This is a genomic window from Micromonospora sp. WMMD730, from assembly GCF_049178955.1.
GTDB lineage: Bacteria > Actinomycetota > Actinomycetes > Mycobacteriales > Micromonosporaceae > Micromonospora > Micromonospora wenchangensis.
Genome location: NZ_JBMHML010000002.1, coordinates 5,960,118 through 5,976,066 on the forward strand (window position 1 = coordinate 5,960,118; position 15,949 = coordinate 5,976,066).

General features: G+C 68.9%; 11 protein-coding genes and 2 pseudogenes. 1 reads left to right on the top strand and 12 read right to left on the bottom strand.

Annotation, left to right across the window (positions count from 1 at the left end; all coding sequences use genetic code 11):
* From ACN265_RS25275 to ACN265_RS25330, 12 genes and pseudogenes are all read right to left on the bottom strand, one after another.
* A complete protein-coding gene (locus ACN265_RS25275) occupies nt 1-810 on the bottom strand; it encodes a replication-relaxation family protein (RefSeq protein ID WP_421409998.1) in 810 nt (269 codons plus the stop codon).
* A 62-nt stretch (nt 811-872) separates the two neighbouring features.
* On the bottom strand, nt 873-2,456 hold the full coding sequence (locus ACN265_RS25280) for a type IV secretory system conjugative DNA transfer family protein (protein WP_421410001.1): 1,584 nt from the start codon (nt 2,454-2,456) through the stop codon (nt 873-875).
* On the bottom strand, nt 2,453-3,706 hold the full coding sequence (locus ACN265_RS25285) for a hypothetical protein (protein WP_421410003.1): 1,254 nt from the start codon (nt 3,704-3,706) through the stop codon (nt 2,453-2,455). The genes ACN265_RS25280 and ACN265_RS25285 overlap by 4 nt, the downstream gene beginning before the upstream one ends.
* A 77-nt stretch (nt 3,707-3,783) precedes the next feature.
* Nucleotides 3,784-5,583, bottom strand: a complete 1,800-nt coding sequence (locus ACN265_RS25290; RefSeq protein WP_421410004.1) for a VirB4 family type IV secretion system protein — start codon at nt 5,581-5,583, stop codon at nt 3,784-3,786.
* A complete protein-coding gene (locus ACN265_RS25295) occupies nt 5,580-6,506 on the bottom strand; it encodes a PrgI family protein (protein WP_421410006.1) in 927 nt (308 codons plus the stop codon). The genes ACN265_RS25290 and ACN265_RS25295 overlap by 4 nt, the downstream gene beginning before the upstream one ends.
* On the bottom strand, nt 6,506-8,200 hold the full coding sequence (locus tag ACN265_RS25300; protein ID WP_421411616.1) for a hypothetical protein: 1,695 nt from the start codon (nt 8,198-8,200) through the stop codon (nt 6,506-6,508). The genes ACN265_RS25295 and ACN265_RS25300 overlap by 1 nt, the downstream gene beginning before the upstream one ends.
* A 308-nt stretch (nt 8,201-8,508) precedes the next feature.
* Complete coding sequence (locus tag ACN265_RS25305) at nt 8,509-8,943, bottom strand: pilin (RefSeq protein WP_421410008.1); 435 nt, start codon at nt 8,941-8,943, stop codon at nt 8,509-8,511.
* Between the two features lie 285 nt (nt 8,944-9,228).
* Nucleotides 9,229-10,050 (bottom strand): hypothetical protein, encoded by an 822-nt coding sequence (locus ACN265_RS25310; RefSeq protein WP_421410011.1) that lies wholly within the window; start codon nt 10,048-10,050, stop codon nt 9,229-9,231.
* A gap of 382 nt (nt 10,051-10,432) precedes the next feature.
* A pseudogene (locus tag ACN265_RS25315) lies at nt 10,433-11,095 on the bottom strand (transposase family protein); the annotation flags it as partial.
* Nucleotides 11,096-11,224: 129 nt separating this feature from the next.
* On the bottom strand, nt 11,225-13,363 hold the full coding sequence (locus ACN265_RS25320) for an FtsX-like permease family protein (protein ID WP_421410014.1): 2,139 nt from the start codon (nt 13,361-13,363) through the stop codon (nt 11,225-11,227).
* 83 nt (nt 13,364-13,446) lie between these two features.
* Nucleotides 13,447-14,127 carry an ABC transporter ATP-binding protein gene (locus ACN265_RS25325; RefSeq protein ID WP_421410016.1) on the bottom strand — a complete coding sequence of 227 codons (681 nt, stop codon included), beginning with the start codon at nt 14,125-14,127 and terminating at the stop codon, nt 13,447-13,449.
* 91 nt (nt 14,128-14,218) lie between these two features.
* Nucleotides 14,219-14,551: a hypothetical protein gene (locus ACN265_RS25330; protein WP_421410018.1), complete on the bottom strand. Its 333-nt coding sequence runs from the start codon at nt 14,549-14,551 to the stop codon at nt 14,219-14,221.
* Nucleotides 14,552-14,825: 274 nt separating this feature from the next.
* Between ACN265_RS25330 and ACN265_RS25335 the strand changes: the two are divergent.
* Nucleotides 14,826-15,944, top strand: a pseudogene (locus ACN265_RS25335) (IS701 family transposase); the annotation flags it as partial.
* Nucleotides 15,945-15,949 lie beyond the last annotated feature (5 nt).

Genomic DNA, 15,949 nt, shown 5'->3' on the forward strand with positions numbered 1-15,949 from the left:
CTACCCGTCCCACGGCACACCGTCGGTGATCGGTGCGGGCAGCTCGGCCAGGCTCACCCGGTCACGGCGGCCCGCCACCCGCCAGACCGGCCCCGCCGGGCCCCGGGGGTCGGCGGTGGCGGTGGCGGTGGCGACGCTCACCCCGTCGGGTAGCCCGACCCGGCGCAGGTGGGCGTGCAGGTTGGCCTCACGGGCGGCGGTGGGCAGCCAGAACAGCACCGGATACGCACGGCGGGGCGGCAGCGCGGCGTAGCCGCCCAGCTTGCCCACAACCCGGCTCAGGGACTCGGTGCCGAGATCGACCTCGACCCAGAACGGCACCACCGCGCCGTGGTCCGCCCACACGCCGTGTCCGTCCGGGCGGACCAGGTTGCCGCACGCCTCCCGGCAACGCGCCTCGTTCCACCACCGCACCAACCGCGCGCCGGGGTGTGCGCGGGCATGGGCGGTGAGCGCGACGAAGAACCCGTTCACCGTGAGCAGGTGCGCCAGGGTCGGGGACATGGCGAGTCGGGCGGTGGCGTCGCGTACAGCGGCGGGGCGGGGCAACGGCCCGCCTCGTCCGGCGGCGAGCAGGGCCGCGCCCACCGGGCCGAGGGTCCACCTCCACGCTTGCGAGCCGGGCCGCTGGTAGTGGCGGAACCGATCGAGGATGTCTCGATCGTGGAGGGTGTTGAGGCGGTTGCGGGCTCTGCCGACCGAGCCGAACGCGAGGTCGACGAGCTGGTCGGTGGTGAAGGTCCGGTGCTGGTCGAGCAGGTCGAGCAGGAGCCGGTCTCGGGGGGTGAGCCGGCCGAGTTCGGCAGCCACGACGGACGCCGTGAGGCGGGAGCTGCCGGTGGCTGACGTGCGGGTGGGAGGGATATCTCTTATCAGTCGGTTCCGGTCCACCAGTCCTCCTCACCGCCGTTGACGTGCCCGTACGACGTGTTCATGGGGGCGTGTTCACCCGGCTGGTCACGGTCGTTGGAATGCTCGTTGGATCGCTCGTTGGAGGTCTCGTTAGACCGCTCGGGGTCGACGAACGTGTTGTGGCCGACCAGGTCGGTGACGGCAGGATCGGCGGGCCCGGGTGGCTCGACGCGGGCGCAGGAGGTGGCGGCTTCGCCGAGCAGTCGCCGCCGCTCGGCGACGGTGAGGCCGGTGTGGTCGCGGGCGGCACGGCGTAACGCGTGCGCGCGGCCGGGTTGCGCCGGTGGTGGTGGCTCGGTGTCGGCGGTGACCGGTGGAAGGACCCGGCCGCCGGCGACCGGTCGCAGGACGACCTCGTAGCCGCCGAGGCGGATCAGGTCGCCGTCGTCGAGGTACGGGCGCAGGTGGCGGGCCTGGTCGATGGCGTCGCGGGGTGCCAGGGCGAAGTACACCTTGTTGCGGGCGTTGGCGTCGATCGCGGCCACCATGTCCGCCGACAGCTGCCCGAGGTACTGGTGGGCCAGGACGAACGAGGTGTGCAGGCCGCGGGCCTCGGCGAGGGCGTCATCGATGCCGATGGGCAGGTGCAGGAAGTTGTGGCACTCGTCGAGCACGATCATCGCGTCCGGGCGGTCTTCTTCGGGGATGCGGGCGCGGGCGGTGGTGGCCTGCCACAGCCCGGCAAGGAGAAGGGAGCCGACCAGTCGGGTGCCGTCCTCACCGAGGATGCCCTTGGGTAGCCGGGCCAGCAGGACACCACCGTCGAGGATGTCGGCGAAGGAGAACGTGGTCGCCGGTACGCCGAACAGGCTGTTCGCCATCGGGTGCGCCATCACCAGCCGCAGCCGGGACAGCAGCGGGGCCACGAGACCGGAGCGTTGTGCGGCGGGCAGGTCGTTGAACCCTTCCCAGAACTCGCCGAGGGTGTTGCCCTCCCACGCGTTCAACCTGCTGACGACCGCGTTTACCCGGTCGGTCCGCCACGAGGCGTCCGACAGCAGCCTGGGTAGGTGGGCGAGGGTGGCGTCGTCGAAGTGGGCGAGGGTGAGCAGGCCGTGGTAGCAGATGTCGGCGGTGCGGTGCCCCCACCACCGCGACCACACCTTCGCCATCACCGCCGTCAGGTTCGCGGCCACGTCATGGGCGCTACCGCCGTGCACGCTCGGGTCGAGCAGGTTGATCGCCGGTGGCGCAGCCCGCTCATCGGGGTCGATGAGCACCAGGCGGTCACCACACGACGCGGGTAGCCGGGCGAGCAGGTCACGGATCAGGTCACCCTTGGCCGGGTCGAACGCGGCCACGCCGCGCCCGGCGTCGACATCGTCGAGGATCATCCGCATCAGCAGGGTCGTCTTGCCGGTGCCGGTCGGGCCGAGGGCGTGCACGTGGTAGCGGCAGTCGGTCAGGGAGATCCCGACCCGCATCGCGGGCCCGGCGTTGGCGACACCGATGACCTTGCCGCCCAGGCCGTGCCGCTGCTCGCGCGGCACCAGATGCAGCCGGCGGGAATCGGGCGGGGTGCCCTCCTTACGAGTCGTGGTCATGGGCTGCTCCAGACGGTGGGTGCGTCGGCGGCGGTCGTCTCCGACGGTGTGGTGTCGGGGCTGGCCGTGGCGTGGCCGGTGGGGCGGAAGACCTCGCGGGTGGCGGCCCTGCGGCGGGATGCCGCGCCGGGCAGGCCGTAGGCGGAGGGTTCCGCGGGCAGACCGGCGAGCGCGGCGGCGTCGCCGATGCCGGCCAGGCTCATCCGGGACGCCGGCACCCACCGGTCGACAACGGCACGGGTGCCGCGCCGGAGCCGACGGCGGGTGAAGTGGGGCGACAGCAGCCCGAAGCCGGAACTGACATCGGCGGCGGCAGCCGACGCGGCAGCCCGGGTCGGGCCGACCGCGACCGCCTGCACGGCCACCAGCAGATGCGGCGCGTCAGTGAACTTCACCCGCGCCTGCCGCGCCAGCTCCGCCGCATACGGGTCCAGCCGACCGGTGGGCTGCCGACGGATGCCGGGACCAGGAGTGATCAGGTCAAGCGTCGCCTGAAGGACGGCGCGGGCGAACCCTCGGGGATAGCGGGCATGGTGCGGATGGGTCATCGCCCGGCGGAGCTGCCGCAACCGGTGGGCCGGTGCCCGACCGAGGTGGACCTGCAGCAGCGCGCCGCCGGTGCGCCCGGCGGAAACCAACCCGCCGTAGACGGCGCGCAGCCGATCGTCCTCCGGGGCGGCGACGTCCATCCCCCGCCGGGACGCCGGGGTGGTGTCCTCGACCAGCGGCAGCCACTCCGGTCGGGTGGGCCGCACCGCGAGCGCGGCCACCGCCCCCACCGTCGGCACCGCCGGAGGTACGCATTGGGCGGCGCGGACGCCGGGCCAACCTCGTTGCAGCAACCGCACCACCGCAGTGGGGTTGACCCCCGGCGGGAGCCACAGCCCGCAGCGCAGCCCGTCCGGGTCAGCGGCGACCTCCCACACGATCCGGGCTGGCCGCCACGCCCACCGGTGCGGGGCGGGTAACACGGTGGCGAGCAGCCGCCACAGGCCGACCGTCGCGGCCGGAGTCGCGGTCACCGGCGGGGTGATCTCCAACCACCGCGCCCGCGCGGCATGCCGACGCCAGACCTGCCGCCGGCACACCGCCCACCCCAACCGCACGGCGGCGAGCGCGGTCAGGGCGGCGAGGAGCAGCGGCCACCGATCCCGCACCAGGTGCCATCCGGCGTCGGCGGCATCGGTGCCCCGGGAGGCACACCACAGCTCACCGACGAACGACCCGGGCACCCCCTCACGGCCGGGCACGCACACACCGGAAGGAGCCGGCACCGACACACGCAGAACGACGGCGGAAACCATGGACACCTCCGCGCGAGAAGGGCTCACATGTCGGTCGGCGACGGACGGGATCCGGCGGCCGGGCCGGTGAGGATCAGCTCGTGTTCGGTGGTCGAGGCGTGGCTGTGGAACGCCACCCGCGCCGACCCGGCCGACAGGAGCGCATCTCCCCGCTGGCAGGACAGCAGGAACGCCCGCTCGCCGTCGGTGAGCCCGAACGCCTCGGTCACGGAGTCGATGGCCTGCGGCGCCTGCCGCAGCAGGATCTGCGTGGCGGCGTTGGAGACGACAGCCCGGCCGGTGGTGGTGGCGAGCACGTCGGCGGCGTCCTGGGTGACGACGGTCAGGCCGGTGCCGTACTTGCGGGCGGACTTGGCCAGGGTCTGCAGGAAACGGCCGCCACGGCCGCCGGACAACAGCTTCCACGCCTCGTCGACCAGCACCATCCGCAGCACGTCCGGGCGACCGCCACGGGAGGTGGCTCCCCGTACGGTGCGCCAGATCGTGTCCAGGGTCAGCAGCGTGCCGACCGCATGTAGCTGCTCGGGCAGGTCCTTGAGGGCGAACACCACCAGGTGCCCCTCGGGGGCGGTGGTGGTCGGTCCGTCGAACAGGCCCTTCATGCTGCCCATCACGTACGGGTGCAGGCGGGCGGCGACCCGCCGGCCGGCCTCATCGGTGTCGTCCAGGGTTGCCATCACGTCCCGCAGCAGCGGTGCGGGACGTCTCCAGGTCTGCGGATCGGTGGTGATGCCCTTGGCCCGGTAGGCGGCCAGCACCGCCACGTCGAGGGAGCGGGCCTCGTCGCCGGGCAACGGCGCGTCGACAGCGGTGTCGCCGCTGGCCATGACCGCGACAAGGGTCTGCAGGAACCGTGCCCGATCGTGGAGGGCGTCGTCGTCACCGGCCGGCAGGTCGAGGGGGTTGATGGTCACGCCGGCCGCGCCGAGGCGGACGACTGTCCCGCCGACCGCATCGGCCAGCCGCAGGTACTCGTCCTCAGGGTCGATGACGAACGCCTCCACCCCGAGGCACAGGTTGCGCAGCAGGTCGAGCTTGGCCAGGTACGACTTGCCTTCCCCGGAGCGGGCAAGGATGACGGCGTTGTAGTTGGACTGCGCCCACCGGTCCCACACGACCACCCCGGCCGAGTGCAGGTTCAACCCGAACAGCACCCCCATGCCGGTGTCCCCGGCGGTGTCGGGCAGGTCGGGGCTGGTGAACGGAAACGCTGCGGCGAGGGCATCGGTGTCGAAGACCCGCTTCATCTCCAGCGCGTCGTACGCGAGGGGGAGGCCGCTGATCCAGCCCTGCAACTGCCGCCACGTGACCGGTGCGGTGTGCAGCAGCAGCGACGCGGCCAGGGACCGCACCTCCGACACCCGGTCGGCGAGATCGTCCGGGCTGCGGCCGTGGACGGTCAGGTACAGGCCGAGACGGAACAGGCGGGCCTCACCTCGGGCAACCCGGGTAGCCAACTCGGCGGCGTCAGCTGCGGCGGCATCGAGGTCGGGATCGTCGAGTCGCCCCTTGGCGGCATCCTGGCGGCGGGAGGACTCGAACCGGCCCCGCTGCTTACGCAGCCGCTCGGCGGCCACCACCGGCGGGACGGGCTCGATATGGAAGGTGACGTCGACCAGGCCCGGATAGGCCAGCAGCGGCTCAGCCCAGCCGGGGCCGACCTCGGCCGGGTAGCCGACCACGGCGAGGGTCGCCAGGTAGCCGTCCCCCACCCGCACATGGCGTCCGTCGACATCGACAGCGTCCGGCGAGCCGGGCAGGACCGTGGCCGACGCGGGCGTGGCACGCCGCCGCGTCGGCAGCAGCGCGGAGAACAGGCTCACCGGTCGTCACCTCCGTCAGATGGGGCATACGGGATGTGGGTCGGGGCGGTGGGGTCGAGGCTGGTCGCGAGCCGCGCCACGACGTCCCGACCATCGAGCACGCGGGCGGGGACCTCGCAGCCGCCCAACGCGCGGACCGTCTCGGCCGCCTGATGCGCGGCGTAGTGCGCGCCTCGCCGGCTGCGCACCGCCACGGTGATCTGCCGGTGCAGCAGCTCCCGCTGCCCGGCCAGGTCGGCGAGGAACGCCACGTGCACGCGGGCGGCCTCCTCCAACGCGGGATGCGGCAGCCCCGGGGCAGCGGTGAGGAACCGGTCAGCGAGGTAGGTCAGGTCGACCCGCTGCGCCCGGACACCGATCTGCACCGGGCAGTCGAGGCTGTGCAGCCACCGGGCGAACCCGGCCACCAGACCGTTCTGCTCGGCGGGGGTACGCAGCCCGAACGCCACCGTCGACGCGGCCACCAGACCAGTGGTGCCGTCCTCGCCGAGATCGATCAACCCGTCGCCGGTGACGCCTCTCGCGGGCAGACGCAGCGGCGCGGGCAGCGGTATCCGGTCCCCCGGGCCACGTGTGGTGGTCACCCACGCCGGGGCCGGGATGATCGGCCTGTCTGTCGGCACGAGGCGACGTGGGTCGTGGCGCTGCCGCAGCGCGGCGAGGACCCAGGCGTCGAGGCTGATGCCGTCACGGCGGCCCACCGCGAGGAGGAATGCCCCCGCCGCGACAGGCGTCGCCCCGGCAAGGAACACCAGCGGATGCACCACCGTGGCCACCGCCGTCCACACCGCGTAAAGCAGCAAGCCCGTGACCGCCAGGATCACCAACTGCCGTCCGGACAGGCCGAATGCGATCCGGTCTGGCCGGTCGATGTCTGCGGGCACCCGAGCCCGCATCGGCGCCTCCTCGTCGCGGCGACTCATCACTGATCACTCCTCGGGCTCGATGACCGGCGTCGCGCCGGGGCGGACGGACGGGCCGGCGGCGGGGACGACTCGCTGCGGACGGCACCCGTACCCGCCGCTGTCGCACCGCCCGCCGGGAACGGTCGTGACGGGGTGGGGACCGCTGCGCCGCCCCCGTCCGGGGACGGTGTTGCGGACGAGGCTGGTGGACGGGGTCGGCGCGGGCCGGCAGACGAGGCTCGCCGGGCGGTGGACGGGCCGGCCGGACTGGCGGCGGCCGAGCCGCTTGGGGTGACGCGTCGCGCCGCCGTGGGCCGTGTCCGAGGGGCCGAGGCTCGTGGGCCGCTGGGCGCCGGGGCGGCGGAGAACACCGGTGTGACGGGGCCAGGTGGCCGGCGCGGCGCAGCCTGCGGCGTGGGTGCTGACGAGAACGTCACCACCGGTGCCGGGCTGTTGGCTGCGGGCCGCGCGGTGGTGGTCGTGGCGTCGCTGAACGCGACTCGGGCCGGTGGGAGGGCCGGGGACGGCGGACTCGACTGGGGCGATGCCGGGTGGGAGAACCGCACCGGCGGGACAACGCCGGATGGCGCGGCCATCGGGGTGGACGGGTCCGCCGGGTGGCTGAAGGTGGGGGCGGCGTTCGTCCCGGCCGGTGCGGGCAGCGGCGTGTGCGTGACCGGGGCATGGCTGAAGGCGACCGGCCCTGCCGGGGACGGCGGACGGGGAGTCGGCCCCGGACGGGACGGGCGCGGCGGACGGGACGGACGAGGGCCACCGGGTGATGGACGGCTCCCGGGCGGACGGGGAGGCGTTCGTCTGGCGGCTGGGGACGATGGTGCCGTCCGTCCCAGGATGCCGGCCGCCGCACCCAATGTCTTGGTCATCACGAAGGCGCGGAGGATCTGTCCGAGCAGCCCTTGGCCGTTGCTCTGTCCGAGCGGACCGAGTACGAACTGCCGCATCCAGCCCGGCAGCTTGATCAGCAGCCACAACATGGTCAGGCAGACCACGACGCCGAGGAGCCCGTTGCCGGTGGAGGGGACGCCCAGCACGGTCGGGCCGGTGGGGGTGAGGAACACCTTGACGGTGGCCATCACGACGACGGCCTGAGCGAGCTGCAGACCCAGGCAGGCCAGGAATGCGCGCCACCACAGCTGGGCCAGGCCCTCGGTCAGCGGGCTGGTGTGGCAGATCAGCGCGGCCGGGGCGATACCGAGCAGGATGACCAGCGCGGCCAGTCTGAGCACGAACGTGAACTCCAGCAGGAGGCACATCACGACCACCGCGATGACCAGCAACACCATCAGGAACCCCTGGCCCCGTAGTGCGTCGTCGGTGATCTGCCGGATCGCGGTCGCGGCAGCTGGGCCGTCGACGCTGTTGCCCGCGAGGGCCACCGTCAGCGCGTTGGTCGCCTCGATGGCCTTCTGGCCGATGATCAAGCTGCTGTTGGCCAGCACCACGCCGACGGCGATGCGGGGTAGGACCTGCTTGAGGCCATGCCGGGCCTGCAGGGTTTCCCGGGTCGTGACCAGGAACCCGTTGGCCACGATGAACAGGACGAAGACGCCGTTGGCGGCGATAAGGCTGGTCGTCCAGAACGCCTTGACGTGTTCGTTGGCGGTCAGGTCTGGGGTGGACAGCCACGAGTTGCCCAGCGCTTCCATCACTGGCTGGAGGGCCTGCTCCGCCGCCCACACCACCAGGTCCACCACAGCGGTACGGACCTGGCCTCCGATGTCGTACCACGCCGGATCGTCGTCGTACGACGGCCGCCCGAGAGCCGGGCCGGGCGTAGGTGCCGGCGTTGCGGACGGAGCCGGTGCCACTCCCGGCGGGCGGACGCCGGGATCAGGCACGTCCGTCGTCGGTGGTGCGGCAGGCACGGCCGGAGGTGGGGTCGGCTCGGCGTGCGCCGGCCCGGCCCCGGCGACGGCCAGGCCGGCGAGGAGCACCACGCCGAGCAGCAGCACGACCGCCGGATGCCCCGTGCGGCGTAGGGGATCGGTGACGGTAGCCATCAGGCCACCCACCTACCGACGATGGTCACGAACAGCGGTGCCAACAACGCGAGGCCGTAACCGATCGCGGCGGACCGCATCGCGAGCTTCGCCTTCTCGATCTCGCCGGGATCACCGTTCGCGGCCAGGTAGCGCAGACCTCCGACGGTGAGGAACAGGGTGGCGACGGAAACCAGGATCCCGACGAGCCAGACACGAATGTTGTTGGCCACCTGCTGAATCGACTCGACGGCCAGCACCGGACCGGGCTGCGCCGCGTACGCCGCGTGGGGAGTGAAGATCAGTGCCACCGTCACCACGGCGGCCCCGCACAGCATCAGCGCACCCACCGTCAGAGGACGGGGACGGAGGCAGCAGACGATCGATCGGCCGTATGTGCCGGCCCCGAGGCGACGGGTCGCCGCCTCGGGGCACGGGAAACGGGCACTTTCCATGGTTAGGCACCTCCGGAGCGCACGCCTGAGCAGCCCGCATCGGGGCGTAGGCGCGAGTGGGCTTGGCGAAGACGCGGGACCGGGCGGCGCGCTCATCGGTGACCTGTAGTGCCGACCGGCGCGGCCGTCCTCCTCACCAGAAGCGACGGGTGGGCCAGGGACCGTACGGGTGTCAGCGCCGTCAGCGGTCCGGTCGGAAACAAGGTCACCTACGCGGAAGAGTCCCGCACCAGGGGATTACACATCCGAGCCCCGGATTGGAAACCCGCAGCTCAAGGCGGGTACTTACGGGCGCTTACGGGCCGTCGGCGCGTCGAGAGCCACCGCCGAGGTGGCCTCGGTGACCACCTCGGCGTATGCATCAGACAACGCGCCGGATTCGATCGCGGCCCTGAGCCGGGCGACGGCAGCAGACCGCCGCTTGTAGAGGTTCCAGCGGGGCTCACCGGTCCGTTCGGCGTAGGCGGTGAGGCTGGCGTCTTCCAGGTATGTCGCACCGATCAGCTCGGCATCGTCGGCGCTGATCACCTCGGCGGCAACCGCGCGAGCCAGAATGACATCCGGATGCCCGTACGCGGCCGGCGACGACACGGCCCCCGGGGCGCGGCTCGGCGTCCCGGACGAGGCCGGCTCCAGGCCTCGCAGCTCGGTGCGGGCCTTGGAGAACGCCGTGGACAGCAGGTTCCCGACCACGCCCGACCTGTCCAGGTCGACCGTGCCGAGCGCGCGGAGGAAGTGCTCGACGATGGCGGCCTGCACATCCCCGGTGAACAGCTTCGCCAGCAGGTATGCCTTGAACCGCAGGCCCGGCAAAGCGACGCCCACCGCACCGGCACGCCACGCCGGGTCTCCGGTGCGGGCGTGCTGCACCAGCAGCCGCCATACAGCGTCCCGGGCGGCATAGCCGCAGGACGGATGCATCAGGATCGCCGACAGCTCCGGCAGGGCGATGATCCGGCGGGGCAGGCCAAGGCCGAGACTGCGGCCATCGACCGACAGCGGGCTCGGCCCCTGCCCCATCAGCCGGAACCGGTACTCGATGTCGTTAAGCAGCGTCTCGCCACGTCGCCCGGCGGCCGAGCCGGTGGCAGGGATACGACGGTCCATGGTGGTGCTCCCTCGTGGTGACCATGTGCCGGTCGGCGGGAGTGCCGATCGGCGCTGTGCCACCACGCCACCAGGGCCTTTGCACAAATCATGAACACTGCTGATCTTGTTCTAGGCATCTCGACGCGTGTTCAACCCCGAACCTCGCCGTCACTCGTCAACGCACCGCGGCATGAACCGGAGGACGTCATGCTCCACGGTGTGCAATGCGTGGCCAGGCCGTTCACGGGCCACAGTGCCAGCCGTACCCGCGTAGAGGCTGCGCCCTTTGAACACGTGCCGACCATGACCCAGCCATGGCATCGCGGAGGACGGCGACCAGGACCTCCTACCGCGCCCATGGCGATTCTGTTCAAGGCCGAGACGATCAGCGAGGTCTTACGATCGCGCGTTCGCCGCGGGCGCGGATTGTCGCGTGGGCGCGGTTGACGGTCTTCTGTCGGCGTGACAGCTTCGGCCGGAAGCGGCGTCGCTTGAACGGGGTGCGCACGCTGCCGCGAGCACCCTGGTAGCCCTTATCGGCGAAGGTCATCACGTTCGCGCTGCTCAGCGCGTTGATTATGCCGTGGGTTCGGGCTGCGGTCAGGTCATGGACCGAACCGGGCAGCGCCGGTGAAGCCCAGACGAGGCGGCCAGCGGCATCGGTGATGACCTGCACGTTCACGCCATGGTGCTGGTGTTTCCCGGAGTAGTACGGCTTCTGGTCGGCGACCCGGTCGATCGGGATCAGGGTGCCGTCCAGGATCGCGTACGCCAGTCGGCGGATCCGGTGCATGGTGGTGGCCAGGTTATCGGCGGCCGTCGCGAGCAGGGCTATCGCTTCCTGGACATACCGCCATGCGGTGCTCACGCCGACGGTGAATCCGGCAGCGAGACGGGTATAGGTGTCGCCGTTGCGCAGGTGAGCCAGGGCGAGCAGTGGCTGCCGCCCCGCGTCGAGGCGCCGCCACCTGGATCGGCGCTGGTGGCGGTGGCTTCGGATGCGATCGGCCAGGTGGTTCAGGGTCCGGCTGGACAACGAGATCGTGGACGGGTAAGACAGCACAGGCGAGGCTCCCGGTCGGGGCATCGGGTCTTGGTCGATTTGCTGTCTTACCTGGAGCCTCGCCCTCATCGATCGGCGGCCCAGAGCTACCAGCCTGACCTGCAAGATCAGGCTGGAAAGGGCTCAGTATTAGTCGGCTGCTGGCCTCCAGGTGCGCACTGACCGCGCGGCACCGATGCCGCAAATAATGGTGAGAATCCCAGCCATCACCGCCACAGAGGTGACCCCCGCGCCGAGGACGGACAGAGAAATGCCTCCGACTCGACGGATATGGAGCGTCATCAGCCCCAAAAATGCTGCGACTCCCGAACCGATGGCACCAGCGAGAAGCAGAGGGACGCCAAGATTCCACATCGCAATCCCCAGGTAAAGGGAAGTCCGGTTGCTGTAGGTGCCGACCACGCCCACTGAGCGAGCGTTAGTCAAGAACATGCCGCTGGCGGCAAGGGCACCCGCTGCGGCAAGAATGATGAGACCAACTGCACCTAGAGCGAGAACCCAATCAAATACGGCAGCGCCGGCAAGTCCGCCAGTTATCCATTCCTGCCCTGGAGTGGATACATAGGGCTTGGTCAGATTTGCGTAGGCCGCCCTAGTGATCCTCTCTACACCGGCCTCCCCTTCGCTATTAAGTACGAAGTATCCACGGGTCGTGCCACCGATGCCGAGGTCAGTGGAAATACTTAGATCGGGGGCCGAGATGAGCGTACCACCGACGAGGAGACCACCTCGCCGATTGAGCTGCGAAAATACGCCGACGATATCCTGCGGCATGCTTCCGGGGCAGGTCTGAAGACTGCCGAATTCCTTCAGTGCTTCGCAGGTGCCGACGAGGACTGGAGTGTTGTTCTGCTCGACAACTCGCAAAACTTTGTCCTGGCCGATCGCAACACTGAAATGTTGACTCTCTTTTTCGCCGACGCTCGATCTGAGGATAACAAGGCTATTGCCGACGGAAAGCGCCTGAGGGGCAACGCCGTTAGCTAGTCCCCGTGTTTGTTGAACTATCCATTCCTGCTGCACTTGAACCTGGACCAGCAAGCCTAGGCCCACGACAAACGCCGCACACAAGCGGGCAACCATCATGGGCCTCTGATTCAACCAGCTCCCACCGATAATTAGGGCAGGGGAGCTTGTTTTTCTTCCTGTGCGTGCCAGGATACGGCCGAGCAGCGCAGCTCCACTCCCTAGGACCGAGGGGAGTGAGATGAGTGTGCCCAACAGGGCGATCACGAATACGATCAGACCCGGTGAATAGCGGGCTCCTCCGTCACGAGCGGTGGCAGCGCCCCATATCGACAGTGCAATGAAGACGGGAAAACTTGATTGCAGCCATCTTCTAAAGCGCGGATGCAATTGACTCGGTCTTGTTTCACCCTTGGCCGCGCGTCGCAGTTGCGCGATGACGACGAGCGCCATCGTGACGACGATAGAGCATGCGGTGACTACGAGAAGCCACCGCTGCGCCGAGATCATGTCACCAGATTGAAGAAAATACCCGGTGAGGGGGACGCGAATGTCGAAGCACGTCATAGCGAATGCTATTGCAGACCCGAGGACGGCACCGACGAATACGGGCACTACGGCCTCGCCAATGAGCACCGATGCTCGAGCCGAAGCGGGGGCGCCTAAGGCGTTGAGCATGGCCAGCCGGCGATCGCGGCGTTCGGAATTGCTACGAACCGCGAGGAAAATGAGCAGGGCTGATGGTAGCGCAACCACGACAAGTAGGAGAATATAGATATCTGAGACCCGCCACTTGTCGAAGCCGTCGACAGTATTAGGAAAATACTCCGATCCCAGAGCTGCTCGATCGACACCGAATTTGGATATCGCAACGTCGCCATCGCGTTGGTCGAATGCCCTGTCGGTCGGTGGACGGTAGTAGACGAGCCGCTCTGTCGCGGTAGCTAAACCCGAATATTCGATCGCGCCGCCAAATGTTCCGTACCTCTGAGTTAGTTCGTGGGCGCGTGATGTTCTGAGTAGTTCTGGAGAGAAGAATGCCTCGCCGGGCACGGGCCAGCGGGTCAATCCGGGTGGAGGTGTGGCATCGTCACGCAGCGGGGAGATATAAAGGACGAGGAACTGCCTGTTGTCCGCAGTGTCGGCATGGATCATCCATTGTGCTGCTGCAGAGCCTTCATTGCCCGGGGAGACAAAGACTGGTTCCCGAGCCGCAATTCGATCATTGCTGGCAGATGAAACGGTTGCCGCGATGACGAAAAGCCAGGCCGCGAGGATGATAACAGCTGTTGCGACAATCAACGAAAATCGGTGTATCGTCGCGCTTAGGCCTGCGCGCCGCCCTGCCCCGTGACCCACCATGAGCAGTGGCAGAAAGGCGGGAATCAACTGTTCACCGCCATTTCATCCTGCGTAGCGCCGATTTCGAGAATATGGTCTGCCTGTACTGCCACCTGATTGTTGTGTGTCACCACCACGAGTGCACAGCTATGGTTCTTCGGAAGCTCGAAGAGCAGATTCGCGACGAGTTCTGTGGCTGCGGAATCGAGTGACCCCGTCGGCTCGTCTGCCAGCACCAAGGACGGCTCGGTCACGAGCGCCCGCGCTACGGCAACCCGTTGACGTTCACCACCGGACAGCGCGGCAGTGGGCGTCTCTGCCAGTGCTTCCACCTTCAACTCGGCAAGCAAAAAGCGGGAGCGATCGTAGGCCTGCTTGCGGCGAATTCCCGCGAGTAGTGCCGGAAGTGCAATATTGTCGATCGGACTCAGTTCGGGAAGAAGTTCCCCGAATTGGTAAATGAGGCCAATCTCGCGAAGGCGTGCGGCGGCGCGAGCGGCTGGTCTCATGGCCGTAATTTCATGTTTACCGACGAAGATCGAGCCGGCTGCGACTTCAAGGATGCCAGCCAGGCACATGAGTAGGGTGGTCTTTCCCGTCCCACTCGGACCGACGATCGCTGTCGATGTGCCCTTGCTGACCGCCAGATTGACCTCATCTAGGATGACTCGACCCGCCACCTCATAGCGGAGACGTCTTGCCTCTACTGCCAACACCTCACTCACTGGTCCCCCCTTGATCCGCCGTGAGCGCGGACCGGCTGCCGGCCCGCGCTCACTGTAGCGGTTCTAGTTGCGGTCAACGAGGACCGAACCGCTAGCGGTAGACAGTTCCGCTGCAGGTGTTGGGGCCCGCATCGTCGGTGCAGGAGTTGAAGCGCGCCACCTTGTTGCTGGACGTGCCGCTGTCTTCGCTCGTGCCGTTCCCCCGAGAGTTCCGGAGCACCTGTGGTGTACCGCTGTCTCGCTTCCAGTCAGCGTAGACATCGTTGCTGTCCGCGCTGATGTCGGAGACGGTGATGCCTCCCCAGGTGTCGTACTCGGCGGTTCTCGAACCGTACGTGCTGACGTTGACGGCCATAGCGGCGGTTGGCGCAGCGAACGCGAAAGCGGCTAGTGCCGCCCCGATGGCCAGGTAGGACTTCTTCAAGACTCCCCTTCCTTTGCCGAAGCTGCCCTCACTGACGGTGATGGATCATGTGCACTCCGGCATCAAGAGTCCATCATCGATTCGTTCGCTCGTCAATGCTTAGAACTCCAGCCGTAGTTGCCCGATCTTAGTTTCAGCAGCTCATCGGCATGATCGATATTCGAGTCATGTCAGCAGGGCAGGTGCGGGCATCGATGCTATTCGGCGTACAGGTTGCATGGTCGCACCGTCTGTCTGTTGTGTTCGGTCGGAGAGCGGGCAGGCTTCCGTGCTTGTGTTGATCGATGAGATCGTCGGCTGGCGGGCGGGTCTGGATGATCTGCGGGCGCGGTTCGCGCACCGTCTCGGGCGGGCGGAGCCGCGTCGGCAGGCGTTGACCTACCTGGTCGGGTTGCTGTCGCCGTTGGCGGCCAAGAACGGCTGGACCTTGGCTGAGGCCGCCGGCGATGCGACGCCGGACCGGATGCAGCGGCTGCTGAACAGGTCCGCGTGGGACCCAGACGCTGTCCGTGATGACCTGTTCGCCTACGTGTCCGAGCACCTCGGTCACGACGACGCAGTGTTGATCGTCGACGAGACCGGGTTCCTGAAGAAGGGGATTAAGTCGGCCGGGGTGCAGCGTCAGTACTCGGGCACGGCCGGGCGGACGGAGAACTGCCAGCTCGGTGTGTTCCTGGCCTACGCCAGCCCGGCCGGACGCACGCTGATCGACCGGGAGTTGTATCTGCCCCGTGGCTGGTGTGACGACCCCGCCCGCCGCACCGAAGCCGGCATCGCCGCCAGCGTCGGCTTCGCCACGAAGCCCGCGCTGGGCCTGCGAATGGTCGAACGCGCCATCACCGCCGGCCTGCCGGCGCGGTGGGTCACCGCGGACGAGGCCTACGGACAGGACTCCAAGTTCCGGACGTGGCTGCAGCAGCAGCGCATCGGTTACGTCCTGGCCGTGCCCCGCAACCAACGGGTCCCGACCACGGCCGGCAACTCCCGCCCAGATGTTCTCGCCGCGAACGCGCCGGTTCTGGCGTGGAAGCGCCGCAGCTACGGCGACGGTGCCAAAGGGCCGCGACTCTACGACTAGGCCGTGGCATCCTTGCCGGGCACCGACGACGGTTACGGCCACTGGCTGCTGATCCGCCGCAGCATCACCGACCCCAAGGACCTGGCCTACTACTTGTGCTTCGGCCCCGCCGGCACGCAGGACGAGGATCTGATCCGGGTGGCAGGGACCCGTTGGGCTATCGAGGAGTGCTTCCAGACCGCCAAGACCGAGGTCGGCCTGGATCACTATCAGGTGCGTCGGTACGACGCCTGGTACCGGCACATAACTCTCGTTCTGTGCGCCCACGCCTACCTCGCCGTCACCGCCGCGCAGGCCAAAATGGGGGGCGCCGAATCCGA

What these genes read in the sequence shown, in the direction of transcription:
- ACN265_RS25280 (WP_421410001.1), bottom strand. Translation starts at nt 2,456, where the DNA reads ATGACCACGACTCGTAAGGAGGGCACCCCGCCCGATTCCCGCCGGCTG.
- ACN265_RS25295 (WP_421410006.1), bottom strand. Translation starts at nt 6,506, where the DNA reads ATGAGTCGCCGCGACGAGGAGGCGCCGATGCGGGCTCGGGTGCCCGCA.
- ACN265_RS25305 (WP_421410008.1), bottom strand. Translation starts at nt 8,943, where the DNA reads ATGGAAAGTGCCCGTTTCCCGTGCCCCGAGGCGGCGACCCGTCGCCTC.
- ACN265_RS25310 (WP_421410011.1), bottom strand. Translation starts at nt 10,050, where the DNA reads ATGGACCGTCGTATCCCTGCCACCGGCTCGGCCGCCGGGCGACGTGGC.